The 26400-nt window shown below is 47.4% G+C and carries 20 protein-coding genes; 12 read left to right on the top strand and 8 right to left on the bottom strand.

The window, feature by feature from the left end; all coding sequences use genetic code 11:
- Window positions 1-15 precede the first annotated feature (15 nt).
- A complete protein-coding gene (locus tag CWI76_RS04660) occupies window positions 16-1257 on the bottom strand; it encodes a dicarboxylate/amino acid:cation symporter (RefSeq protein WP_126759167.1) in 1242 nt (413 codons plus the stop codon).
- A gap of 355 nt (window positions 1258-1612) precedes the next feature.
- Between CWI76_RS04660 and CWI76_RS04665 the strand changes: the two genes are divergently transcribed.
- Entirely contained in the window at window positions 1613-1927 is a 315-nt protein-coding gene (locus CWI76_RS04665; protein ID WP_126759168.1) for a DMT family transporter, read from the top strand.
- Window positions 1928-2089: 162 nt separating this feature from the next.
- Here CWI76_RS04665 and CWI76_RS04670 read toward each other — a convergent pair whose 3' ends face one another.
- The 4 genes from CWI76_RS04670 to grpE all read right to left on the bottom strand — a co-directional run bounded on the left by CWI76_RS04670 (window position 2090) and on the right by grpE (window position 6937).
- Window positions 2090-2902, bottom strand: a complete 813-nt coding sequence (locus tag CWI76_RS04670; protein ID WP_241967950.1) for a M48 family metallopeptidase — start codon at window positions 2900-2902, stop codon at window positions 2090-2092.
- Between the two features lie 175 nt (window positions 2903-3077).
- On the bottom strand, window positions 3078-4217 hold the full coding sequence (dnaJ, locus tag CWI76_RS04675; RefSeq protein WP_126759169.1) for a molecular chaperone DnaJ: 1140 nt from the start codon (window positions 4215-4217) through the stop codon (window positions 3078-3080).
- A 108-nt stretch (window positions 4218-4325) separates the two neighbouring features.
- Complete coding sequence (dnaK, locus tag CWI76_RS04680; RefSeq protein WP_126759170.1) at window positions 4326-6236, bottom strand: molecular chaperone DnaK; 1911 nt, start codon at window positions 6234-6236, stop codon at window positions 4326-4328.
- 89 nt (window positions 6237-6325) lie between these two features.
- Window positions 6326-6937: a nucleotide exchange factor GrpE gene (gene grpE, locus CWI76_RS04685; protein WP_126759171.1), complete on the bottom strand. Its 612-nt coding sequence runs from the start codon at window positions 6935-6937 to the stop codon at window positions 6326-6328.
- A gap of 124 nt (window positions 6938-7061) precedes the next feature.
- On the opposite strand from grpE, the gene nadK reads away from it, so the two are divergent.
- From nadK to CWI76_RS04710, 5 genes are all read left to right on the top strand, one after another.
- Window positions 7062-7952 carry an NAD(+) kinase gene (gene nadK / locus CWI76_RS04690; protein WP_126759172.1) on the top strand — a complete coding sequence of 297 codons (891 nt, stop codon included), beginning with the start codon at window positions 7062-7064 and terminating at the stop codon, window positions 7950-7952.
- A gap of 77 nt (window positions 7953-8029) precedes the next feature.
- Entirely contained in the window at window positions 8030-9706 is a 1677-nt protein-coding gene (gene recN, locus CWI76_RS04695) for a DNA repair protein RecN (protein ID WP_126759173.1), read from the top strand.
- 49 nt (window positions 9707-9755) lie between these two features.
- On the top strand, window positions 9756-10109 hold the full coding sequence (locus tag CWI76_RS04700) for an outer membrane protein assembly factor BamE (protein ID WP_126759174.1): 354 nt from the start codon (window positions 9756-9758) through the stop codon (window positions 10107-10109).
- Between the two features lie 95 nt (window positions 10110-10204).
- Window positions 10205-12964, top strand: a complete 2760-nt coding sequence (locus CWI76_RS04705; protein WP_126759175.1) for an insulinase family protein — start codon at window positions 10205-10207, stop codon at window positions 12962-12964.
- Window positions 12965-13035: 71 nt separating this feature from the next.
- The gene (locus tag CWI76_RS04710; protein ID WP_126759176.1) at window positions 13036-15630 is read left to right on the top strand and encodes an EAL domain-containing protein; all 2595 of its coding nucleotides are present in this window, start codon (window positions 13036-13038) and stop codon (window positions 15628-15630) included.
- Here the strand turns inward: CWI76_RS04710 and CWI76_RS04715 are convergent.
- The 3 genes from CWI76_RS04715 to fadI are packed head-to-tail and all read right to left on the bottom strand — an operon-like array spanning window position 15605 to window position 19282.
- Complete coding sequence (locus CWI76_RS04715) at window positions 15605-15802, bottom strand: hypothetical protein (protein ID WP_126759177.1); 198 nt, start codon at window positions 15800-15802, stop codon at window positions 15605-15607. The two genes, CWI76_RS04710 and CWI76_RS04715, sit on opposite strands and share 26 nt — an antisense overlap.
- A 46-nt stretch (window positions 15803-15848) precedes the next feature.
- On the bottom strand, window positions 15849-17972 hold the full coding sequence (gene fadJ, locus CWI76_RS04720; RefSeq protein WP_126759178.1) for a fatty acid oxidation complex subunit alpha FadJ: 2124 nt from the start codon (window positions 17970-17972) through the stop codon (window positions 15849-15851).
- The gene (fadI, locus tag CWI76_RS04725) at window positions 17972-19282 is read right to left on the bottom strand and encodes an acetyl-CoA C-acyltransferase FadI (RefSeq protein WP_126759179.1); all 1311 of its coding nucleotides are present in this window, start codon (window positions 19280-19282) and stop codon (window positions 17972-17974) included. Before fadI ends, fadJ begins: the two co-directional genes overlap by 1 nt.
- Before the next feature lie 172 nt (window positions 19283-19454).
- Here fadI and CWI76_RS04730 point away from each other — a divergent pair, with 172 nt between their 5' ends.
- From CWI76_RS04730 to CWI76_RS04755, 6 genes are read left to right on the top strand one after another with little or no spacing between them, the layout of a single operon-like run.
- On the top strand, window positions 19455-20411 hold the full coding sequence (locus tag CWI76_RS04730; protein WP_126759180.1) for an AAA family ATPase: 957 nt from the start codon (window positions 19455-19457) through the stop codon (window positions 20409-20411).
- Window positions 20412-21392 (top strand): DUF58 domain-containing protein, encoded by a 981-nt coding sequence (locus tag CWI76_RS04735; RefSeq protein WP_126759181.1) that lies wholly within the window; start codon window positions 20412-20414, stop codon window positions 21390-21392.
- Complete coding sequence (locus CWI76_RS04740; protein WP_157980804.1) at window positions 21389-21871, top strand: DUF4381 domain-containing protein; 483 nt, start codon at window positions 21389-21391, stop codon at window positions 21869-21871. Before CWI76_RS04735 ends, CWI76_RS04740 begins: the two co-directional genes overlap by 4 nt.
- Window positions 21864-22850: a vWA domain-containing protein gene (locus CWI76_RS04745; protein WP_126759183.1), complete on the top strand. Its 987-nt coding sequence runs from the start codon at window positions 21864-21866 to the stop codon at window positions 22848-22850. Before CWI76_RS04740 ends, CWI76_RS04745 begins: the two co-directional genes overlap by 8 nt.
- Window positions 22843-24648 (top strand): VWA domain-containing protein, encoded by a 1806-nt coding sequence (locus CWI76_RS04750; RefSeq protein ID WP_198678554.1) that lies wholly within the window; start codon window positions 22843-22845, stop codon window positions 24646-24648. The genes CWI76_RS04745 and CWI76_RS04750 overlap by 8 nt, the downstream gene beginning before the upstream one ends.
- On the top strand, window positions 24642-26363 hold the full coding sequence (locus CWI76_RS04755; protein WP_126759185.1) for a BatD family protein: 1722 nt from the start codon (window positions 24642-24644) through the stop codon (window positions 26361-26363). Before CWI76_RS04750 ends, CWI76_RS04755 begins: the two co-directional genes overlap by 7 nt.
- The last annotated feature ends 37 nt before the right edge of the window (window positions 26364-26400 follow it).

Below are 26400 nucleotides of genomic sequence, written 5' to 3' on the forward strand. Positions count from 1 at the left end.
GTTAATCGTTATTCGTTAATCGTTATTGGTTATTTGTTGAGCGTTGCTTGATGATGGCTGTGCTTGCTGATTGCTTCTACCGAGAACGACAGATACAGCCATGTCGCCGGTCACGTTTGTTGCGGTTCGCGCCATATCGATAATGCGATCAATCGCAGCAATGAACGCAATACCCTCCAGCGGTAATCCGATAGCGTTCAGCGTCACTGTTAACATAACCATCGCCGTTCCAGGTACGCCTGCCGTACCCACTGACGCTAACGTAGCTGTCAACGTAATCAACATGTAGTCTGCCCAGTCTAGCGGAATACCGTAAATTTGTGCAATAAAGATAGAGGCAATCGCTGGGTATATCCCACCACAACCGTCCATATTAATGGTTGCACCTAGGGGCAGTACAAAGCTAGCGTACTCTTTCTGAACACCCAATTTTTCCGTAATCGCTTGGTGCGCCGCCGGAATTGTGCCGAAACTACTGCAGGTTGTAAAAGCGACCAATTGCGCTGAGAACACCGATTTAAAGAAAAACCAAGGCGACATACCGGCTAAACGAACCATGGTGCCATACACCAATACAATATGCAGAATACATGCCAGATAAATCGCACCAATAAACGCCGCCAACGGCGTCAAGCTTGCTAATCCATAGTGCCCGACAACCCAAGCCATCAAGCCCAACACGCCGAACGGCGTCAGTTCAAGCACCATCTTGGTAATGCGATACATCACCTGAGCGCCAGCCTTCATGACATCGCCAAACGGCTTCGCTGCGTCGCCCAACTGATTAATTGCTACACCTACAAGAGCCGCGAATACCACAATCTGAATGACATTACCTTCAGCCAATGCCGCAATTGGATTGGTCGGAATAAAATTTAAAAATACGTCAATGGGCCCTGGCACATCTTTAGGCTGGTAATTACTGTCAGCAACCAAATCAGGCGATGGGGTAATGTCTAACAGTTGCGCAACAGATAATCCAATTAAACTGGCTATGACCGCCGTCAGCAGAAACAAACCAATGGTCTGCACACCGATTTTGCCAGCCTTTTCGCCGCTACCAAGCTGCAAAATAGCACTCACAATGGCGAAGAAAATTAACGGCGCCACCAACATTTTCAGCGCGTTGATAAACAACGTGCCTAGCGGACGCAGTGCTTGCGCGGCTTCAGGCTGCGCCACACCAATGATTACACCTAGCGCAAAAGCACCAAGTACACGCTGCCAAAATGGAATTGCAAACCAAGCCTTAAACATAACACCTCTTTAAGAACGTTATTCGTTATTCGCTATTCGTTGTTCGTTATTGGTTATTGGTTATTCGTGGTTTTGTCACGGTCTTTAGCTCCGTTCAAAGTTATCACTAGGCTTTGTGCGGAAACCTGACCAACCAGTTGCGCGATCTCACGAATAACCAATAACGAACAACGAATAACGCTTTTGCGCTGTATTGTACTAACGCTGGCTGGCGTGCTTTAGTTCATTTTGGACTGACTTATAACCGAGTGATAGAATTCTCAGCAGAGGACGACCTCTCCCAATCTGGGCCCACTCGAATTATCTAAGGGATAACTGACCAGGACGACCTGGCGCTGGAAAACAGGAGCGCCCTATGGCTTGGCTCTATCTTTTTACTGCAGGTGTTTTTGAAATTATTTGGGCGTTTGCAATGAAGCAATCATTTGGCTTTACTCGCCCCTTCGCTACCACCATCACAATTATTGCGATGCTCATTAGCTTCTGGCTACTTGCCGTAGCCATGCGCACTATTCCGCTCGGAACGGCCTACACAATTTGGACAGGAATTGGAGCGGTAGGCGCTTTTGCAGTAGGAATTTGGTTTCTCGGCGAACCTGTCACGCCCCTGAGGCTGTTAGCTGCCGCATTGATTGTCGCAGGCTTAATTCTAATGAAACTCGCCAGCTAAAAATGCAAAAGCGTTGTTCGTTATTCGTTATTGGTTATTCGTGAGATCGAGCAACTGGTTGGTCAGGTTTCCGCACAAAGCCTAGTGATAACTTTGAACGAAGCTAAAGAGCGTGACAAAACCCCGAATAACGAGTAACGAACAACGAATAACGCTTTACTTTTAAAGGGTGCAGAGCGGTTTGCGGCGCTGTGATGCTGCCTGCTGATAAAGCTCCTGAACCTTAGGCGCATACGCCTCTAATGCCTGAATACGAGACTGTGGTGAAGGATGCGTTGAGAGAAATTCAGGCGTATTAGCACCGCCAATTTTGGCCATATTCCGCCACAAATTAGCAGCTTCGGCTGGGTTGTAACCGGCCGCTGCCATATAATCCATACCTAACTGATCTGATTCACTTTCGTGAACACGTGAGTACGGCAACAAAACGCCAACTTGCGCACCAATACCGAGCGCAGCCATTGCCAATGCCGCGGTTTCGCTATCAAGATTTTCAGAAACCAAGACGGAACCGACCTGTAAACCTAGGCCAACGGCAAACTGATTCGACATCCGCTCATTCCCGTGGTCAGCGATGACGTGGGCAATTTCATGACCAATAACCGCCGCCAACTGATGCCGATTTTCAGCTATTTTTAAAAGCCCTGAATACACCCCGATATTTTCGCCGGGTAGCGCAAACGCGTTTACCTGCTCACTATCGAATACAGTAACGTCCCACTGTCTGTCCCGCCAAGGACTTGGCAAAACTGCAATCAAATCATCAGTGATACAACGCACGTAAGCATTCGTGCGTGCATCGGTACTAATTTTTTCTTTCGCTTTTAATTGGGCGTAGCTATCGTCACCCAAAGAGGCTAATTGACCACTGGAAAATAGCATCAACTGACTACGCCCAGTCGGCGACTCAGTGCATCCGCTTAGTATTAGGCTGCTCGCTAAGGCGGCAATACCGATTTTCATCCAATGACCCATAACCCCTCCTAAATGCGTTTCTCGTTATTCGTTATTCGTTATTCGTTATTCGTGGGTTTTTCACGCTCTTAAGCGAATTTCCAAATTATCGCTTTGTTCTGTGCGGAGACTTAAACCAATCGGTTACCCGATCTCACGAATAACCAATAACGAACAACGAATAACGCTTTTCATTCTATCCGCGAAGGTCGTCGAAGAATTTGCGGACACCATCAAAGAAGCCCTTTTCTTTCGGCCGATACTTGCCCGCCTCTTCGCCTGTGCCCATCGATTCTTCAAGTTCACGCAATAAGTCGCGTTGTTGCTCCGATAAATTTACCGGCGTTTCAATCACTACTTTGCAAATCAAATCGCCTACCGCGCCTGTGCGAACTGATTTCACACCTTTGCCACGCAAACGGAACAACTTACCAGTTTGTGTCTCGGCAGGAACTTTCAGTTTCACTTTACCTTCAAGAGTTGGTACTTCGATGTCTCCACCCAAAGCGGCGCGAGTGAAACTAAGTGGTACTTCACAGTATAGATTATTTCCATCACGTGCAAAGATTGGGTGCTCACGCACATGCACTTGCACATACAAATCGCCAGCCGGCGCGCCCATCTCACCGGCTTCACCTTCGCCACTTAAGCGAATTCTGTCGCCTGTATCAACGCCTGCTGGAATCTTAACTGATAGGGTTTTGGTGCGCTCAACCCGCCCTTCACCGTGACACGTGCGGCAAGGGTCTTTGATTACTTTGCCGCGACCTCGACAGTGTGGACATGGCTGTTGTACCGCAAAAAAGCCCTGACGCATTTGAATCTGACCTGAACCATGACAATGGCTACAAGTTTCAGCTCCGCTACCCGCTTTAGCACCACTACCATCACAGTCTTCACAAGTGCTTAATTTTGGTATTTTCAACTCAACTTCTTTGCCACGAACCGCTTCTTCTAAGCTAAGTTCGAGGTTGTAGCGTAAATCGGCGCCACGTTGCGCTTGCGCTCGCCCCCGACGGCCGCCACCACCAAAAATATCACCGAACACATCACCAAAAATATCTGCAAAATCAGCGGCGCCTGCACCACCACCAAAACCACCTTGTCCTTGCTCAAATGCAGCATGACCATATTGATCGTAAGCCGCACGTTTTTGCGGATCTGATAATACTTCGTACGCCGCACGCACCTCTTTGAATTTCATCTCGAGGTCTTTATCGCCTTTGGTACGGTCAGGATGGTACTTCATCGCCAACTTTTTGTAGGCTTTTTTGATGTCGCGTTCACTGGCATCTTTGCTGACACCCAGCACTTCATAAAAATCTGGTTTCGACATAATTATGTGGTTTCCACGTTCCTTTACTTCCTGCCTGATACAAGCACACGGAGGCTACCCCTCGGCAACCCCCGTGTGTTGAACTACAGACACCCGGTGGGCGTGCTCTTATTTCTTGTCGTCTTTGACTTCTTCAAACTCAGCATCAACAACATCGTCAGCATCTTGCTTGCCACTGTCGCCAGCGTCGCCCGCCTGTTGAGCTTTCGCTTGAGCTGCTTCCATCAACTTGCCTGACGCTTCAATCAATGCTTGCTGTTTCGCTTCAATTTCAGCTTTGTCAGAGCCTTTTATCGCTGCTTCTAAGTCGCTAATGGCTGACTCGATAGCTTCTTTATCGCTCGCTTCAAGCGCATCACCCGCTTCTTCAAGTTGCTTACGGGTACCATGAACCAAGGCATCCGCTTGGTTACGCACCTGCACCATCTCCTCGAATTTACGGTCTTCTTCCGCATGCGCTTCGGCATCGCGAACCATTTTTTCTACTTCATCATCGCTCAAGCCAGATGAAGCCTTAATGGTAATTTTCTGCTCTTTACCTGTATCTTTGTCTTTCGCTGATACATGCAAGATACCATCTGCATCAATATCAAACGTCACTTCAATTTGCGGCACGCCACGTGATGCTGGGCGAATACCTTCTAAATTAAATTGACCTAGTGACTTGTTATCTGCGGCGCGCTTACGCTCACCTTGAATAACATGCACCGTGACCGCCGCTTGATTATCTTCTGCGGTTGAGAAAGTTTGCGACTGCTTCGTAGGAATCGTCGTGTTCTTCTCAATCAACTTGGTCATGACACCACCCATGGTCTCAATACCAAGTGATAATGGTGTAACGTCAAGCAACAACACGTCTTTCACGTCACCTTGTAATACACCCGCTTGTACTGCTGCACCTACGGCAACCGCTTCATCTGGGTTAACGTCACGACGTGGCTCTTTACCGAAGAAATCAGTTACAGCTTGCTGAACTTTTGGCATACGTGTTTGACCGCCCACCAAAATAATGTCGTGAATTTCGCTCACTGACAAATCAGCATCTTTCAACGCTTGTTTCACTGGCTCTAAGGTTTTCGCAATCATGTCTTCAACCAACGACTCAAGCTTCGCACGCGTTACTTTAATCGCTAAGTGCTTCGGACCAGTCGCATCCGCAGTGATGTACGGTAAGTTCACTTCCGTTTGTTGCGCTGAAGAAAGCTCAATTTTTGCTTTCTCTGCTGCTTCTTTCAAACGTTGCATTGCGAGCGGATCTTTACGTAGGTCAATGCCTTGATCTTTGTTGAACTGCTCAACCAAGTAGTTGATCAAACGGTTATCGAAGTCTTCACCACCTAAGTGGGTATCACCGTTAGTGGCAAGTACTTCGAAGGTATGGTCGCCATCAACTTCATCAATTTCAATAATTGAGATATCGAACGTACCACCACCTAAGTCGTATACTGCGATGATATTGTCGCCTTTTTTCTTATCAAGGCCATATGCTAAAGCTGCTGCTGTCGGCTCGTTGATAATACGCTTCACTTCAAGGCCAGCAATACGACCTGCATCTTTGGTTGCTTGGCGCTGCGCATCGTTAAAGTAAGCTGGAACTGTAATAACAGCTTCAGTCACTTTTTCGCCCAAGAAGTCTTCTGCAGTTTTCTTCATTTTCTTCAAAACTTCAGCAGAAATTTGCGGTGGCGCTTTCTTCTCGTCATTGATTTGCACCCATGCATCGCCATTGTCGGCTTCAACAATTTTGAAAGGCATGATGCCGATATCGCGCTGTACTTCTTCGTCTTTAAAACGACGACCGATTAAGCGCTTAATCGCAAATAAAGTTTTGTTCGCGTTCGTTACCGCTTGACGCTTAGCAGGTGAACCCACCAATACTTCGCCATCATCAGTGAATGCAACCACTGACGGGGTTGTACGATCGCCTTCTGCGTTTTCAATAACACGCGGTTTGTCACCATCAAGTACTGCTACACACGAGTTAGTAGTACCTAAGTCGATTCCGATAATTTTACCCATGATTCGTCTCCAACTTCATAATCTAAAACAGGTTTGATAACTCAAATATGGGGTGGTTTTTTCGCTTTTCAACACCCCAAGTAGGGTTATTAAGAATTTTTCACCACCATCACCATGGCTGGGCGCAACAAGCGTCCGCTCAAGGTGTAACCTTTCTGCATCACCGCCAACACGGTGTTGTTTTCATGCTCTTCTGATGGCTGCATTGCCATCGCTTGATGTAATTCTGGGTTGAACGTGTCACCAACCGCACCAACGGCCTCAACACCGAACTTTGTTAGCGTGCTCAGCAAGTTTTTATGCGTTAGTTCAATGCCTTCAAAGAAGTTCTGATTTACATCATCGGCTTGCTTCGCAATGTCCATCGCACGTTCAAGGTTATCAACCGTATCCAACAGTTCACCTGCAAACTTTTCCAGCGCGAATTTATGCGCTTTCTCAACATCTTGAGCTGAGCGACGGCGAACGTTTTCCATTTCCGCTACGGCACGCACTGCGCGATCATTGGCATCATCGGCACGCTGTTCAGCTTGGCTTAACGCCAACTCAAGCGCCTCAATGCGTTGCTGGCTCTCATCTACCGTTTCAGTTGCGGTTGCTTGAGATTCGGCCTGCTCATCCTGAACCATTTGCTCAGCTTGGGTTTCCGTCGTTTGCTGCTGTTCAGCTTGCGCGGCTTTGGTTGAATCATTCTTGGTCATAACTGCGTACTCTTTGTTGAAATTCACAAATGAACAATAATTTGTTGTGATATAACTATCTGCAGGCAGTTATGGGGTCAGCTGGTGATGATTCAAGTCATCACAGCAAAAAAAGGGAAAAAACATGACGACTACAACGCATCCAGCATTTCGACGCATTGCACTGCTTGGCAAAGTGAATCATGAAGCCACGCGAGCGACCTTGCTGAAACTCGAACAAACCCTATTGAATATGGGTTATGAGGTGATCGTTGAGGCGCGAACAGCCGAGCAATTAAAGTCAACGCAAGCGCAGATATTACCACTACATCGAATCGGAGAGTCTGCCGATATAGCGGTTGTTGTTGGTGGTGACGGCAACATGCTGGGCGCAGCGCGGGTGCTTTGTGAAGCCGACATTGCAGTGATTGGGGTAAATCGTGGCAACCTCGGTTTTTTGACCGATCTTGATCCTGACCACGTCATTGAGCAGTTGAAAGCTGTACTCGAGGGCAACTATCAAACTGAACGTCGGTTTCTGCTGCAAGCCGAAGTATTTCATTGCGGGAAATCCAAAAGTGTTGGACGCGCCATTAACGAAGTCGTGTTGCACTCTGACAAAGTGGCGCACATGATCGAATTTGAAGTGTATGTCAATGATGAATTCGTTTATTCACAGCGCTCCGACGGCCTCATTATCAGCACCCCAACCGGTTCCACCGCTTACTCGTTATCGGGCGGCGGACCAATTCTTACCCCAGGTCTTGATGCTATTACCATGGTTCCCATGTTTCCCCACACGCTAAGCAGTCGCCCGATTGTAGTCGATGGCCATAGTGTTATTCGCCTGCGTGCCGCGGCCGATAACGATAGTCTTCAACTGAGTTGTGATGGTCATGTACGTATGACCGTACAGCCCGGCGATGATGTGGTGATTCAACAGCATCCGCATCGTTTGCGCTTAGTTCATCCACAGGATCACAGCTACTATCGCGTATTAAGAAACAAACTAGGTTGGGGTAGCCGTCTGTTTTAAAATTTTTGGACCCCTCTTGCATTACTGTATAAATACTGTATAACTACTGTACACATACACAGTGTTTGAGGTGTCCTATGCTGCTTCATATGCAAATTCGCAACCTTGCGGTTGTTCGTCAACTTGATGTCGATTTTAACGCGGGCATGACGGCCATTACTGGCGAAACCGGTGCAGGTAAGTCTATCGCACTCGATGCGTTGGGTTTATGTTTAGGTGATCGTGCTGACGTTGATTTAATACGTGCCGATGCCGAAAAGGCTGAAGTGAGTGCTACCTTTCAATTGGCTGCAACCAAAAGCCCAGCCGTACAGTGGTTGCGCGAACAAGAACTGCAAGACGACGATGCTTGTACTTGTGTATTACGTCGTATTATTACCCGCGAAGGGCGTTCAAAAGCGTGGATCAACGGCTATCCAGTCACCGCATCGCAGCTTAAGCTATTAGCCCCACTGTTAGTTAATATTCATGGTCAACACGAGCACCAGTTGTTAACGCGACCTGAGCATCAGTTGAATCTGCTCGATGCCTACGCACGTCATCAAGCATTACTCGATGAGGTTCAAACCGCGTACCAAAATTGGTACGGCTTACGCAAACAACAAAAACAGCTGCACCAGCAGCAAGCAGACATGGAGTCGCGACTCCAGTTGCTCAGTTATCAAGTTTCTGAATTAAACGAGTTTGCTCTCGCTGAAGGCGAATTCGAAGAACTTGAGCAGCAACATAAGCGCCTCGCCAATAGTGCCGCTTTGGTGGAAGATTCAGCCTTTGCATTAAATGCTATTTATGAAGGTGAGCACAATAATGCTTACAGCTTGCTGCAAAGCGCGTTATCACGCCTAGAACAGCAGTTAGAAACCGACCCTAACCTCGCCGAAACGGTGCGTATATTGAATGAAGCAAGCGTCCAAGTTGAGGAAGCGGCACGCGAACTACGCCACTATCAAGACAATATCGAGCTTGACGATGAACAACTCGTACTAGCTGAACGACGAGTTTCGCAAGCCATTCAGCTGGCGCGCAAACATCAACTCGAGCCAGGTCAATTGTACGAACATCATCAACAGTTACTTGCCGAACTCGAGCAACTTGAAACAAATCAAGCGGAATCTGCTGACATCGATGAGCGTGTTGAACACGCAGCACAATCATATCGAAAAGCAGCAGCGAAATTATCGGCTAGCCGAGAAAAAGCAGCCCATGAACTTAGTGATCGCATAGCGAAAAGTATGCAGCAGCTCAACATGCCACATGGTCGATTTGTGATTGAAGTTAATCATCAGGCACAAGCTCCGGCAACGCGTCTCGGTACCGATGAAGTTTGCTTTACCGTCACCACCAACCCAGGGCAACCTTTACAATCACTTGCAAAAATCGCATCAGGTGGCGAACTATCGCGTATTAGTTTGGCGATTCAAGTGATAACCGCAAGCCAATTAATCACGCCAACACTAATGTTCGACGAAGTCGATGTCGGCGTGAGTGGTGCGACGGCAGCAACCGTGGGTAAATTATTACGTCAGCTTGGGGAATCAAATCAGGTTATATGTGTCACACACTTACCGCAAGTTGCTGCAAAAGCTCATCAGCAACTTCGTGTAGACAAAGTCACAGATGGTGCAAGTACCGAAACGACCATGGTTCGACTCGACCAAGATGACCGAGTTATCGAACTCGCTCGCCTCCTAGGCGGCGATCAAATTACTGCGGCAACCAAAGCAAATGCTGCTGAATTACTTGCGGTCGGTTAGGTGCTTTGTTTATCATCACAAACAGAATCACAAATTAACAGCAGGTGTTATGAAAGCTCTCGTAATTGCAGGTAGTGTTTTAATTCTTAGCGGATGTTCCGTTTTTGACAGTTGGGTGTACCGGATCGATATACCGCAAGGTAACTATCTTGAGCAACGTGACGTTGATCAACTTCGGGTCGGTATGACCAAAGAACAAGTTGCTTACGTTATTGGTGAGCCTGTCGCTGAAAATGTTTTTGATCAAGATGTTTGGTATTACGTATTTAAATTAAATTCTGGTCGCAGTCGAAGCGAAGACTACCAACATAAAGTCACGTTAACCTTCGAAAATGATCAATTGATTGCCTACGACGGCACTTTCGACCGGCCAGAGAACTTCGATACTCCGCTGGAGCAGTAAGTACACGCAGTCCGTACAAACTTTGCGCGCCAGCTTTCTTCCAGACCATGTTTGCTTGATAAGCATTCACGGAAGGTTCAAGTTTAGGGAGCACGATGGCGGCTGATAGCTCAGGAGTCACAGTGTCGGCTCGGGTAATAATTGATGATCAAGACATTACCAAAAGCCCGACCGATCAACGCAAGTATCGCATTATCGAGCTCGATAATGGCATGCGCTGCGTTCTGGTGCACGAAGCTGAAGCGCGACAAGCTAGTGCGGCCCTCGCCGTTGCTGCTGGGCATTTTCACGATCCACATCATGCGCAAGGTTTGGCGCACTTCCTTGAGCACATGTTGTTTTTGGGCACTGAAAAGTACCCAGATGCGAATAGTTACCAAAGTTTTATTAGTGCCCATGGCGGCAACCATAATGCCTGGACGGGTACTGAATTCAGTAATTACTATTTTACTGTTGATGCGAACTATTTTGATCAAGCACTCGATCGATTCATGCGATTTTTTCACGAACCGTTGTTTGCACGACAGTGGATCGATAAAGAGTTACAGTCAATTGAGTCAGAGTTCCAGCTAAAGCGCCAAGATGAGTTGCGCCGGTTATATCAAGTTCACAAAGCGACTTCGAATCCGAAACACCCCTTCAGTAAGTTTTCGGTGGGTAATCTCAGCACCTTAAAAGACCAACCGAACAATTCACTGCAGCAGCAGTTGCGCGATTTTTTCAAACGTTGGTACTGTGCACGCCGCATGACCTTAGTGTTACTTGGTCCGCAACCACTTGAGCAGTTAAGTGAGCTAGCCTGTACACATGCACAAGCGGTAAAAAGTGGCTGTGCGGATGTTTGGGATATTGACGAGCCACTGTATTTACCAGAGCAACTCGGTGTTGAGTTACACGTTAAACCACTAAAAGACGCCCGCCGGCTAATCATCACATTTGCCTTGCCAGGTATTAATGACGATTACGCAAACAAGACCACAAGTTATATTGCGCACCTTTTGGGTTATGAAGGTCCCGGTAGTTTGTTTGGTTATCTACGCGATAAGCATTGGATTAATACCCTCGCTGCCGGTGGCGGCATCAGTGGTAGTAACTTCAAAGATTTTAATATCAATATGCAGCTGACTGAACAGGGCATGGCGCACCGTGATGAAATCATTGGCGCCCTATTCCATTACATTCAGCTGATTCGTGAGCAGGGATTGAATTCATGGCGCTATAACGAACGTCGCGTAAGTGTCATGAATGCCTTTAATTTCCAGGAACAGCCACGGGCAAGCGATTTAGCGCCACAACTCGCTATTAACTTGCAGCACTACATTGCTGAAGACATTATTTTTGGTGATTATCGAATGGATGGTCTATTCCAACCAAAAGCTCACCAGTTTTTGGATTGTATGCGACCAGACAACATGCGAGTCACGGTCATCCATAAAGATTTGCCCACGGACAATGTTGAGCCGATTTACGGTTGTCACTATGCAATGCGAGCACTTTCTCAACAACAACTTGAGGCATTCAGCGGGTTTACGCCAATAGACGTAAAGCTACCGGATCCAAACCCCTATCTCGCCGAACCATGGCAATTACAATCCATTACCTCGGATGAGCCAACCGGCTTACCGCGTGCGAAACAAACAGCTCCAGCATTGACCTGTTGGCATCTTCACGATATTGATTTTCGACAACCGAAGGCTCATTTGTATCTTGGTTTTCAACTTCCGAATGTCGTTGCAAATCCAGCAAACTTTGCTCAAACACGTCTATGGTGTGAATTGATGCTCGATACGTTAAATGAGCAGTGTTACGATGCCGAAATTGCCGGATTGCATTTTAATCTCTATCCGCAACAACAAGGCATGACGCTTCACGTGACTGGCCCTGCACACTATGTTCCCCAGTTAACTGACACACTCATTCAAGCCATGCATTCACCGTCCTTTTGTCAACAGCGCTGGCTCGATTTACGACAACGCTTGATGACAAACTGGCGTCAAGCGTTGTTGCACAAACCGCTAAATTTTTTATTCTCACATTTAAACGTACAGTTGCAGCCGCATACCTATTCAGTCATTGATTTAGCCGTAGAGTTGGAACAATTAGATTTTACAAGCTTCTGCGAAAGTAGCCCGCGCTTGTTTACGCAGGCACAAGTACAAATGTTTGCCCATGGAGACGTAAAAGCTGAGCAATTAACCTCTGTCCATAAGGCTCTCGCGCAATGGCTGGATTTAACTCGGCCTCTGGAACCCATTGATTTGACGCCAGCAGCACTTAACAAGCTACCGGCAACAATCGCCGTTGAGACACAACATCCTGATCACGCAGTAATAGCGGTTTTACAATCCATGCAAAACACTGTGCAACAACAGGGCATGTTTATGTTGCTCAATCAAATGTTACAGCCACGCTTTTTTGCACAATTACGCACCGAACAGCAACTTGGCTATTTGGTAGGTACAACTTATTTACCAATGCAACAATACCCTCACCTGTTGTTTTATGTGCAATCGTCTCGCGTGAACAATCAGGAACTAGAACAGGCGATCAAAATCTTTTTTGAGGGGATTCCGACGATATTAGCGGATATCTCTGCCGAAGAATTCGACAAAGCACGGCAGAGTTTAACGCAACAGTTGACTGAAAAAGACACGAGTTTACGCTCACGTAGTCAACGATTGTGGAGTGCTATAACACAACAAGATCATGATTTTTCAAGACTAACTAGAATAGCCGATGCGATTGAAACACTAACTATCGACGCATTCAAAACCGAATCAAAACAAATTTTTAACAATGTTTCAGGACAAATGTTTCTGTCTGCATGCCCCGCGAACTTTGACAGATCCCGCTAAATTGTTTAATTTGATGAACAACATAACAAATAGAAGAGCTGTACATAAAACAGTCAATTTCGGGGAAAAGCGTGCGACGCCTGCAACAGCTTTATTACAGTTTACGCTTAAGAGCACTGACAATTGTTATTGTTTCGGTGTTTTCGCTGTCATTCCCGTTGCAAGCGCAAGACTGGCAAGTTGAACTCATAAACCTTCGTCTCGCAAATCAGCCCGTTAGTGCGCAACAACTCGATCAACGCAACCGCCCGCAGCTCTACAACACCGAAACGCTTTATATCCCAGACATCCAAGACCCATTTAGTATCGAATTTGGTGCACCTTATGCGCCGAATGCGCGATTACTTTATTATCGCTATCAGCTCGAAGGTTTTGATCGAGACTGGGTCTATACCGATAATGATTATCGACGCGCCACTTATACAAATTTAAGCTACGGACAATACGTATTTAAAGTTGAAGCTTCCTATGACGGTACCAGTTGGTCTGGTCGTCGCCAAATTTTGCTCGATGTTGCAGCTCCTAGTTGGTTATCGCCTTGGGCTATTAGCGCCTACGCATTACTTTTGCTCGGCATTTTAGCGGCGGTATTTTTTATTGTTCGCGCTCGTCATCTCGCAATTAAACAACTTCGTAGTAGTGAAGAGCGCCTGAAGCTCAGCTTATGGGGAAGTGGTGATCAACTTTGGGATTGGCACGTACCTGAAGGCACCATTCACCGCCACAATAGTTGGCGGTACCTCAACGAGTTCCCGATTGATCACATTCGATCAGGTAAACGAGGCAGCCCAAGTAATATTCATCCTCTTGATCTACCTAAGTTGCAACAGCAATTGCGCAAGCACTTAGATGGCGCATCGAACTATTTTGAGATGACTTATCGTGTCAAAACGGACAAAGGTTGGATTTCGGTACTCGACCGCGGCAAAGTGGTTGAACGCGACGAAAACCAACACCCGTTGCGCATGACCGGTACTCTGAAGGATATTACACCACTGGTTGCCGCTGAAGAACGCTTGAAAATGCTCGCAACATCCATCACTAATATTTCCGATGGCGTGTGTATTTACGATGCCAACTTTAAAGTCATCGAGACCAACGCATCAGTAGCCAAAATAACCGGCTATTCTCGCGATGATATGCTTGATCGGCCGCTCCAACTGCAGCTTTATAGCCCTGAATATATTGAACAAATCAAGCGCTTGTTAAAACAACACGGCAGTTGGCATGGCGAAGTCGAAGATTTACGCAAAGACGGTAGCTTGTATCAAATGGAGTTAACGTTAGATGCCATACGCGACGATAGCGACCGTATTTCACATTACGTTGCTACCTTTGCCGATATCACTGAACGTAAATCGACGGAACGCGAATTACGCCGTTTATCGAACACCGATACGCTTACTGGCTTGCCCAATCGTTCCTATTTCCAAGTCAGCCATGCCAATTTGGTGCGTAAACGAATTCAGCATGCACTGTTGTTATTTGATTTGGATGATTTTAAGAAAATTAACGACTCACTGGGTCATGACATTGGCGATCAATTACTATTACAAGTGGCCGAACGTGTTGCCGAGGTGGGTCGACCGCAAGATACTTTCTTCCGACTAGGCGGCGATGAATTCGTATTGATGCTCGAAGATACAAGCGACCTCAGTGTCATTACTGATGTCGCGACGAAAATCCTCGCTCAAGTTGGCGAAGCATTCCATGTCAATCAACAAGATATTGTTATTGGAAGCTCCATCGGCATCGTGGTTTATCCCAACGATGGCACCTCGTCGCAAGAACTGCTGCAAAATGCAGACACTGCCATGTATCACGCGAAGAATCGCGGCGGCCACAATTATCAATTCTTCAATGAATCGATGAATAAGAATGCCGTACGCCGTTTGCAAGTCGAGAACCAACTCCGGCAAGCGCTTCGCAACAATCATATTCAAGTGATGTATCAGCCAAAAGTTTCGCTTCGAAATTATGAGTTTGTTGGTCTCGAAGCTTTGGTACGTCTTAATATTCCGGGTATCGGGCTGGTTAGTCCAAGTGAATTTATTCCTCTCGCTGAAGAAACTGGTTTGATTATTGAAATGGGCGAGCAAGTTTTACGTCAAACCTGTCGCGATATGCGCGAGTGGGTAAAACAAGGAACAGTGCAAGGCCGTGTCGCCGTCAACTTGTCAGCGAAGCAGTTCATTCAACCGGACTTGACGCAACGCATCATGACTATTTTAAAAGAAGAACAGCTCGCACCAAAACATCTTGAGCTAGAGATAACCGAAGGCGTCGTCATGGAAGATCCAGAACGTGCCATTGAAATTATGACCGAATTGCACAACTGCGGTATTCACTTGGCACTGGATGATTTTGGTACAGGTTACTCGTCCCTCGCTTACTTGAAGCGCTTCCCGATTCAAACATTAAAAATCGACAAAGCGTTTGTCGATGATATCAATGGTGCTGAGCGCGATCGAAACATGGTTGCATCGATTGTCGCCATGGCACATAACATGGGATTAGACGTTGTTGCAGAAGGGGTCGTCAATACAGCTCAAGCAGCCACACTAAGCCGCTTGAGCTGCGAATTTGCGCAAGGCTACTTGTTCGCAGAACCGCTAACCAGTGATGCTTTCTTGGCACACATTAGCGTACCAGCATCGATACATTAGCGCGCCCCTGCGCCTTCAATAATGTCATCCGCTTATGGGTGAAAAACATTGGTAATACGAGCGGCCCAAATAACAAACCCATCGCTCCCCAACGTTTAGCCCCCATCGCATGGGTTAAAGCTTGAATGTATAACGTCAGCGCAGACAACAAACAACACAGCGCAATAAACATCTCAACTCCAGTTTTTACAACAAATTCAATTTAAAGCATCGAGCGCTTAATAAAAGCGCTCGTTATTCTCTGCCATTTTAACCAGCAATGGTGCCGGGGTATAACGTTCACCATGTTGCTGCTGATAATTCTGCAAGCGGCGAACAATTTCAGCCACACCAACGGCATCCATGTAACGGAACGGACCACCGCGGAAAGGTGGAAACCCGATACCGAAAATGGCACCAATATCGCCATCGCGAGCACTACGGATAATGCCTTCGTCCAAGCAGTAGGCGGCTTCATTCAACATCAACAGCACTGTACGCTGAGCGATTTCATCACCACCTAACTTAGCTGACGGACTAATACCTAACAAACCATATACCGATTCATCAACCGATTTACCCGGTTTCTTACCCGAGTAGGCATAAAAGCCCTTCTTGTTCTTCTTACCTTTGCGCTCATCATCCAATAACTTGCCAAACGCATCTGGCGCACGGAATCGGTCGCCTAATTCATCAGCCATGATTGGCGCGACTTTCGCCGCCACATCAATACCCACTTCGTCCATCAATTTCATTGGCCCAACTGGGAAGCCAAACTTAACCAATGCACCATCCACCGCTTCAATTGGCTCTCCTTCGAGAACTAATCGCGCCGACTCATTCATGTACGGTGCCAAGATTCGGTTGACATAAAAGCCCGCGCCGTCTTTTACCACAATTGGGGTTTTACCCTGCTTCTTGGCCAGTGCAACCGTTGTTGCAATAGTTTCATCCGAGGTTCCCGCATGGGTAATAATCTCAGCCAATGGCATTTTATCAACCGGTGAAAAATAATGTAATCCGATCACGTTTTCCGGGCGCTGTGCCTCAGCGGCAATTTGGGTAATCGGTAAACTCGAAGTGTTGGTGGCAAAAATCGTGTTTTCACCGGCAACGGCCTCAATATCAGCAACCATTTGTTGCTTCAGTTTTAGGTCTTCAAATACCGCTTCTATCACGACATCAACTTGATCAAAACCACTGTAGTCAAGTGTACCGCTCAATCGCAGCATGGTTGCTTCAAGCTCGGTGCGCGATAGATGTTTCCGCTTCACTTTTTTATGTAATAAGTCGTAGCTATACTTCAGAGCATGCACAATACCTTGCTCTGAAATATCTTTGATGCGTGCTGGCAGCCCTGCTTTTGCTGCTGTCACATACGCAATACCACCACCCATTAACCCACCACCAAGTACACCCACGCGCTCAATTTTACGCGGTTTGGTATCGCCGGCTCCGGTTTCTTTTTTCATTGCGGTCGTCGCAAAAAAGATATGGCGTAGCTGTTTTGATTCTGGCGTCATCGCGAGTTCACCAAACGAACGTGCTTCAAACTCAAGCCCCGCCTCAAAACCCTTATCAGCGCCATAGGCAATGGTATCGATAATTTTATCAAGTGCCGGATAATTGCCCTTCGCTTTTGCTTGCGCTTGCTCGCGAGCTTTCGAGAAAATTATGCCGCGACCTACACCACTGCCTTCAAGTAACTTGTTGAATAAAGAATGGCGAACACGCTTCACCTTTGCTTTGCTACTTAGTGCGAGCTTCACTGCCGCCTCAAGCAAAATAGTTGCGGGAACAACGTCGTCAACAATACCCAGTTTCTTCGCTTGTTTCGCTCGTAACTGTTTGCCGGTTAAAATTAACGGCAAGGCTTTTTGGATTCCGATAAGACGCGGTAAACGCTGCGTACCACCCGAGCCAGGTAATAAACCAAGCTGCACTTCTGGCAAACCGATAATGGTTTTCTCGCTGTCCGTCGCAACACGATAATGACACGCCAAGGCGAGTTCTAAGCCACCACCCAAGCAAGCCCCATCAATCGCCGCCACAACCGGCACTTTTAAACTTTCAATGCGATCAAACATCGCTTGACCTTGGCGTGCCAAGCTTTCCGTATCGGCAGCATTTTCACAAGCGTCAATCATGCTAATATCAGCACCAGCTACAAATGAGCCCGGTTTATCGCTGATCACCACAACACCTTTCAGATCGTGTTGTTGCTCTAACTGGTTCAATACGTGTGCCACCTCTTCAGCAAACGAAGCTTTCAAGGTATTCATTGATTCGCCCGGCACATCAATGTGGATGACAGCTACCTGATCATCGCGTAACTCTAGCGTAAAGGCTTTCTGCTGGCTCATTATTCCGTCTCCACAATCATTGCTGCACCTAAACCACCAGCCGCACAGGCTGTGGTTAACCCGATACCGCCACCACGGCGTTTTAATTCATTGAGGGTTTGGGTAATTAGACGTGCACCAGTTGCCGCAAATGGGTGCCCATAGGCTAACGAGCCACCCATGACGTTGAATTTATCCATGTCGATTTCACCAATCGCTTCGCTGCGACCAAGCTTCTCTTCGGCAAATTTTTTGCTGGCAAACATTTTCATGTTAGCAAGCGTCTGTGCCGCAAACGCTTCGTGCATTTCAATTAAGGTTAAATCGCTTAACTTCATGCCGGCACGATCAAGTGCCAGCGGCGTCGCATACGAAGGGCCCATCAGCATATCTTCCCAAACGTCAATGGCACTAAATGCGTAGCTACGGATATAACCAAGAACTTCATAGCCTAGCGCTTTCGCTTTGCTCTCAGTCATCAATAAAATGGCGCTAGCACCATCGGTTAACGCCGTGCTATTCGCTGCAGTCACTGTGCCATGTTTACGATCAAATACCGGGCGTAATTTCGCATAACCATCCAATTTGGAATCACTACGAACCGTATTGTCACGTTTCAAGAAATCACTATACGGCTCAGCATAAGCGGTCATGACTTCGGCATCTAACTTACCCGCCTCCCATGCTTCGTGGGCCAATGTATGTGAACGATGCGCCAAGGCATCCTGATCGGCTCGGCTTATATTGTGCGTTTTCGCCATCTGTTCGGCTGTGTCACCCATGGTTAAACCGGTACTGTATTCAGCAATTGCTGGCGGCACGGGCATTAAATCTTTAAACCGCAAACGCTTCAAAATATTCCAGCGCTGGCCTAGCGTTTTCGCTTTATTTAAATCGACAAGCGCGTGCGCAAGCGAGCGCGAAACGCCAATCGGTAATACTGAGGACGAGTCGGCGCCGCCGGCGATACCGACTGAAATGTTTCCAACCAACATGCTTTCTAGTACGTTGACCGTAGTTTGAAAACTGGTCGCGCAGGCTCGTGATACACTGTACGCATCAGTCGATACAGGAAGACTTGTGCCCAAAACAATTTCGCGCGCAATGTTTGGTGCTTTTGGCATTTGGACAACTTGTCCGTAAACCAACTGCTCAACTTCATTTGGGTCTAAGCTGTAGCGATTAAGTAGCTCTTGCACCACCATTTTGCCCATATCCAATGCAGGAACGCCATGGAAATAGGTCGCCTGCTTTGCAAACGGGGTACGCAAGCCGGCAACAATCGCAATGCGGTCGCCTGAAGCAGTGGTCAGATTCTGACGTGCGGCCATAGATTTGTCCTCTGTTGTTTTGTTATGGTCATTCCTTAATCTGGTCTGACCTCATAGATAGTTACAAATTTTAACGGGTCTTTGGCGAGAATTAAACCGTTGTTTTCGGTAAAGTGCGAACATAGAGTATAGCGATAGTATAGAAGTAATATACACAAAGCAGAGGAATCTGATGGCAGCTGAACAGTTTCAAGCATTACGCAACTACCTCGACAGTCAAGTATTAGGGCAACCTGATTTCACTGAAAGCCTGCTAGTTGCCATACTAGCCGATGGCCATTTGTTGGTAGAAGGACCACCAGGGCTTGCGAAAACCCGAGCCGTCAATGCCTTGGCAAAAGGGGTTGAAGGCAGTTTTCATCGCGTGCAATTTACCCCAGACTTGCTGCCCGCCGATTTAACCGGTACCGATATTTATCGACCTGAAACTGGCGAGTTTGTGTTTCAACAGGGGCCTCTGTTTCACAACATTATTTTGGCAGACGAGATAAACCGTGCGCCAGCGAAAGTACAGTCTGCATTATTAGAAGCGATGGCCGAGCGCCAAATTACGGTCGGCCAAAAGACCTATCCGTTACCAGAACTATTTATGGTGTTGGCAACCCAGAATCCGCTTGAGCAAGAAGGTACCTACCCACTTCCTGAAGCACAACTTGATCGCTTCTTAATGCATCTCAATTTGGGTTATCCAAATGCCGACACTGAACGCGACATTTTACGCCTGACTCGCGGTGAAGAGTTACAAGGCCAAGCGGACATGCCGAAGCCTTTGAAACAGCAAGATATCTTCAATGCACGCAAAGAAGTTCTTGGAATCTACATGGATGAAGCGGTTGAAAACTATTTAGTACAATTGGTCATCGCGACACGCGAGCCAAGCTTTTATAGCAGCGACTTGGCGCGCTGGTTAAATTACGGTGCCAGCCCACGCGCAACCATTGCTCTTGATCGTTGTGCGCGCGCTCGTGCTTGGTTACAGCAACGCAACTTTGTCACCCCAGATGATATCCATGCAGTTTATGCCAAAGTATTGCGTCACCGAATTATTCTTAGTTACCAAGCAGAAGCCGATGGCATTGATGCTGACCAAGTTTTAGCGCAAATCATTCAGTTAGTTCCAGCACCATAAATGAGCGCACGTCGTCACTTAATGTCACCTGAACTTGTCACGCAATGGCTAAATACATGGCGCAGTGATGGTGTTCACGTCAATAGTCACGAACTGATGTATTACCGCAGTAAAGTTAACGCATTTCAGCGTTTCCGGCGGTTGCATCCGCCGCCCGGCGCTAGCGGTGCATTACTAAGCAAGTTTAAAGGTCGTGGCATGGAGTTTGATGAATTCCGTCACTATCAAGCAGGTGATGATATCCGCGCTATAGACTGGCGCGTCACCGCGCGCACGGGCACTCCGCATACGAAATTGTTTCGCGAAGAGCGTGAGCGGCCAGTGTTTGTAGTTGTTGATTTTAGTGACAGTATGCAGTTTGGTAGTCAGCTCTTGTTTAAATCCGCGCAAGCTTGTCACTTAGCAGCGTCTTTAGCCTGGCTCGCAGTAGCAAGAGGCGATCGAATTGGTGCGGTCATGACCAGTCAATATGGTCATGCAGAAATTAAGCCTCAAGCACGCCACCATGGCGTCATGCAAGTAATCCATCACTTAGTCGAACAACAACAGCTGGCCGTAGACAGCTGGCAACAGCAGCATCGTCATCAAAATGTCTTTCCGCAGGCGCTTGAGCGGATGCAACAATTGGCGCGCCCCGGCAGTATTATTTATTTAATCAGTGATTGGTTGAGTGACGACCCAGCGCTATGGCGTCATTGCTTGGCACTGCAACGTCATTGCCAATTGGTACCGTTTACGATTATCGACCCACTTGAGTTACAGTTGCCAAATGTGTCCGATCATACACCGTTGTCGATGACCGACGGTGAACTAAGTGTCGTGGTCGATCCGGTTAACAAACATCAGCGTCACGCCTATGCACATGCGCAACAACAACGCTTACAATCTGTTGTGAAGCAATGGCAACAGCTTGGTTGTCCATTGCGTATGATCAGTTCGGCCGATGCGCTCGAAAACCAATGGCCCGGAGAGTTATTATGATATTACTCGACAAGCCTATTGAAATGAATGACATTGTGGCAGCCCCTGCGGCATCGTGGTGGCCGCTAGCCATTGGCTGGTATATTCTTGCAGCAGTAACCTTGGTTACCGTTATCAGCGCCATGGTCTTGAGTGTACGAGCCTATCGCAAACGCCGTCCCCGTCGATTAGCGTTGCGTCAACTACGGCAACAACCACCAGAAACACTCAGTGCCATCACCTTACTATTAAAACAGGCGACTTTAGCCTATGTACCGCACCATAATACGTTGAACTGGTGGGATTTTTTAAGTGAGCAATTGAGTTCGCGTCAGCGTCGTCGATACCAACCATTGCTCGCGTCATTAAGTGAGGCGAGCTATCAACCTCACGTGGCACAACAGCAATGGGTTGAGCCATATCGTGACTTCGCAGTGGTCTGGTTAAAACAAGCACTTCCGCTTTCCACCAAGCAGACGAAGGAGCAAGGCGATGATTGATTTCGCTTGGCTTTGGGCGGGGCTTGTTTGGCCTGTACCCTTGCTTTACCGATGGCTTCGACGTGCACACACACAGCCAACGCAACCACTCAATATGACTCATTTGCCAGCGGTCGCATCGGCTACAATTAAGCCAAGTAATAGTCGATGGGCAAACGCCATTGGCGTTTTAGTGTGGACGCTTCTAGTGATTGCATTAATGCGACCGCAGTGGCTTGGTGAACCGATCCCAGCCCAGAATGATGCTCGTGAAATGATGATTGCCGTTGATTTATCCGGCAGCATGGAAATTGCGGATATGGCCATTGACGGACAACAAGTTGACCGCTTAACAATGCTCAAGCATGTCATGAATGATTTTATTGAACGTCGCGTCGGCGACCGCCTCGGATTGATACTGTTTGCGGATACTGCCTACGTGCAAGCTCCCATGACTTTTGACCGAGCGACCGTACAAAAGATGCTTGATGAAACGGTTTTACGTTTGATTGGTGAGCGTACAGCAATCGGTGATGCGATAGCACTCACGGCCAAACGTTTTGCTGAGCGTCCGCAAACCAATAAAATTTTAATTCTAGTCACCGATGGGCAAAATACCGCCGGCAACGTCTCTCCTGCCCAAGCACTCGAACTTGCAAAATACTACGGTGTGAAAATTTATACGATTGGCGTGGGCGCAGAAGAAATTGTCGTTGATGGATTTTTCGGGCAGCGACGGGTTAACCCAAGCCGCGATTTAGATGAAAACATGTTAAGACAATTAGCCGAAGAAACGGGTGGTGAATATTTTCGAGCTCGTAGCACAGAAGAACTTGAACGCATTTATACTGAACTTGATACCTACGAGCCGGTACAAGGTGATAACCAGCTACGCCGACCGCAAACAGCACTCTATCATTGGCCGTTAGCACTGGCTTGGCTGTTTTTAGCCCTAGCATTTATCCATGCCACCGTGCGGACTTGGAGGCAGCATGGCTGATTTCCATTTTCTCCGACCACTATGGTTGCTGACCTTGGTGCCAATTATCCTTGTTACTTTGTGGGCGTGGCGCCATGCCCAGCAAAAACAAGGGTGGGCTAAGATCATCCCGTCTCATCTACAAGCCATACTGCTACGCCAGCAAGCACAGCGAGGAACTCGTCTTCCGTTACTACTCGTGAGTATGGCGCTAAGTTTCGGCGCCGTTGCTTTGGCTGGACCTGCTTGGGAAAAATTACCACAACCGGTATATCAGCTGAAGGCGGGCTCAGTTGTGGTTATGGACATGTCATTGTCAGTATATAGCACCGACTTATCGCCAAACAGACTGAGTCAAATGCGCTTCAAGGCAACGGATTTGGTTACTGAACATATCGATGGCGATATCGGCCTCATTGCCTATGCAGGCGATGCTTTTACCATCAGTCCGTTGACTGCTGATGGTGGCAACTTAACCAACCTCATTCGAGCTCTGAGCCCAGATATCATGCCAACTCCTGGCAGTTATCCAGTGCGCGCATTAGAATTAGCTGATCAACTTCTAAAGGAAGCGGGTTACCCTGAAGGTGACATTTACTGGCTTACTGACGGTATTGATGGTCGTGATCAAATCGATATTGGCGACTTCATCAATCGCACCTCGCATCGGCTCAATATTCTCGCCGTTGGCACTGAAGACGGCGCCCCTATTCAATTACCCGATGGTCGCTTACTGCGCGATAGTAATGACAATGTTGTGATTCCCAAATTAAGTGTAGGCGGGTTACCATCGCTTGCTGAACGTAGCAACGGTCGCTTTATTCAAATTCGAACCGATCAACAAGATATCGTTTATCTCACGTCGCAAGCGCCTAGTACTCGCGAAGGTAATGAGAGTAACCTGCAAGCAGGTGATCAATGGGCCGATCAAGGGCCATGGTTGATTCCTCTTATTTTACTACTGCTACTTCCATTAGCTCGTCGCGGTCGCGTACTAAGCCTTGCGCCATTTGTCTTGGTATTTTTACTCGGTCAACCAGTATATGCGGCACAACAAGAGCCTTTGTCATGGCATGAAAAGCTGTGGCAAACCCCATATCAGCAAGCTGATCAAGCCTTAAACGATGGTAACTACGAACGAGCTGCTACCATCACAGACGATGCTTGGCAGCGAGGTACGGCCAACTATCGGGCTGGGAATTATGACCAAGCGCTGGTTGACTTCTCCCAACTTGATAGTGCTGAAGGCTTCTACAATCAAGGCAATAGCTTGATGCAACTGCAGCGTTACGATGAAGCAAAGAATGCCTATGCGGCGGCTTTGGAGCGTCGACCTGATTGGTCTGAAGCGAAGCAAAATTTAGATTTAGCCGAGGAGCTTGCTGAACAAAAGCAACAACAGCAACAACAGCAGAACCAGCAAGGACAACAGAATCAGCAAGGGCAATCGCAGCAATCTGAGCAGCAATCGGAGCAGCAATCGGATCAGCAATCAGAGCAAAATAACGAACAAGAAGACGAGCAAAATCAATCTGAAACGCAACAATCACAGCAGAATCCACAGGAATCTGATGAGCAAACTCAAGAGGCTGAAGCACAAGAACAAACAGAGACCGAACAGCAAGCACGTGCAGGTGAAGAGCAACCACTAAAAAGTCAGCTTGGTGATCCATCAGAAGAAGAGTTACAGCAACAAATGCAACAGTGGTTAAATCGAATTGACGATGATCCTGCTGTGTTATTACGTAATAAAATGCAGTATGAAGCCCAGCAACGACGTCGCCAGGGCCCGCCTCCAGGAGTTGAAAAGTCGTGGTAAACAAAGCGTTGAAATTAATATTGCTATCACTGATGTTCTGGTTTTCTGTAGCTGTTGATGCGCAGGAAACCGAGATCGTTGCTAGTGTGGATAAGAATCCAATTATTCAAAGCGAGCCATTTACTCTGACGATTACAATCAATGATGATGTCAGCGAATCAGCTTGGGATGCAGAGCAACAACTGCGCGATTTTCGTATTTTGAATGTCCGGTCGTCACGCAGAACGAGTGTGATCAATGGAGAAACGACGCGCACAACCTCGTTCATTGTTAACCTGCAAGCACCATCAAGCCCTGGAATCGTAAGAATCCCGCCCATTCAAATCGGTGCCGCGCGTAGCAATGCAATTGAATTAACCATTTTAGATGCTGCAGCGTCAGTTGATGAACTAGAGCAACGTCCAGCCTTTATTCGCACATCGTTAGAATCAAAACGTGTTTATGTACAACAGCAATTCAAATTGGTTTCGCGGTTGTACTTGAGCGCCAATTTGCACAGCGGTAATCTCATTGCCCCAAGCCTCAAAGATGCTGAAGTGGTCCAGTTCGGCAAGGATGAGGAATCTTACGAAATCATTAATGGGAAACGCTACCAAGTATTTCAACGTACCTACTTAATCACGCCACAGCGTTCAGGTGACCTGACTTTAGAAGGCCCTGCGTTTGAGGGACAAATTACACGCGATTCAAGCCGCTCGGTATTTTCAGCCATCGCAACCACTCAGCCAGTTAGTGCCGTAGCTGTACCGACTTCAATTACAGTTCTACCGCGCCCAGCCGATTGGCGTGGCCACTGGCTTCCTTCTGAGCTCGTTAGCGTCAGTGTCGAACGAGCGAACTCAGAGCAGCCGATAGAAGTAGGACAACCGATTACCCTAACCTATCGCATCACCGCTATTGGCGTCAGTACTGAGCAATTACCGACGTTATCGTTCGATAATATTGATGGTGCTTCGGTATACCCAGAATCACCAGAATTTGCTAGCACAACACGCAATGGTCGCGTCATTGCCCAGCGCAGCCAAACGATCGCTGTTATTCCGCGTCAAGCTGGTGAATTTACAATTCCGGAAGTTGAGGTGGATTGGTTTAATACGCGCCTTGGAGAAGCTCAAGTCGCCTCTTCAGAAGCAATTAAACTGACAGTAAGCCCCAGTTCTCAGCAAGTTGACCCAACACCAGTGGTGAATGAACCGACTCGCGATGAAAACGTCGTAACCGATAAACCAACACAGCAAAATTCATCATCAGCGAAGTCGGAATATACAATTTATTTCTACTTAGCTGTGGTATTTGCGGTGCTCTGGATTACCACTTTGAGCCTATGGGCATGGTGGTGGTTCCGTCGTTCAAGCGTCACCGCCGAGTCCGTCAGTGTAAGTAATAAACATCACACCACTTCGGCATCTTGGAATCACTTACAAAAGGTTGCTCTCGAGAACGATGCGAATGCAACAGATCGAGCGCTTCGGCTGTGGGCTCAGGAAAAACTTAAGCTACCAATGCACGATCTATTCGAATTGGCAAACTACTTTAATCATCAACCTCTATCCAGCCAGATAGATCACCTACAACGTTGTCGTTTTTCAGGTAACGGTGCAACATGGCTTGAAGGTAAGGCTTTAATAAGAGCTGTCAAAGCCGCACAGAAGCAACGTAAGACATTAAAGACCAAAGAGAATACTCTGGCTCCGCTTTATCCTAATCAATCTTAAAAGTGCATAAAAAAACCCGGACTCAGTCCGGGTTTTT

Source organism: Pseudidiomarina marina, assembly GCF_003987045.1.
GTDB classification, from domain to species: domain Bacteria; phylum Pseudomonadota; class Gammaproteobacteria; order Enterobacterales; family Alteromonadaceae; genus Pseudidiomarina; species Pseudidiomarina marina.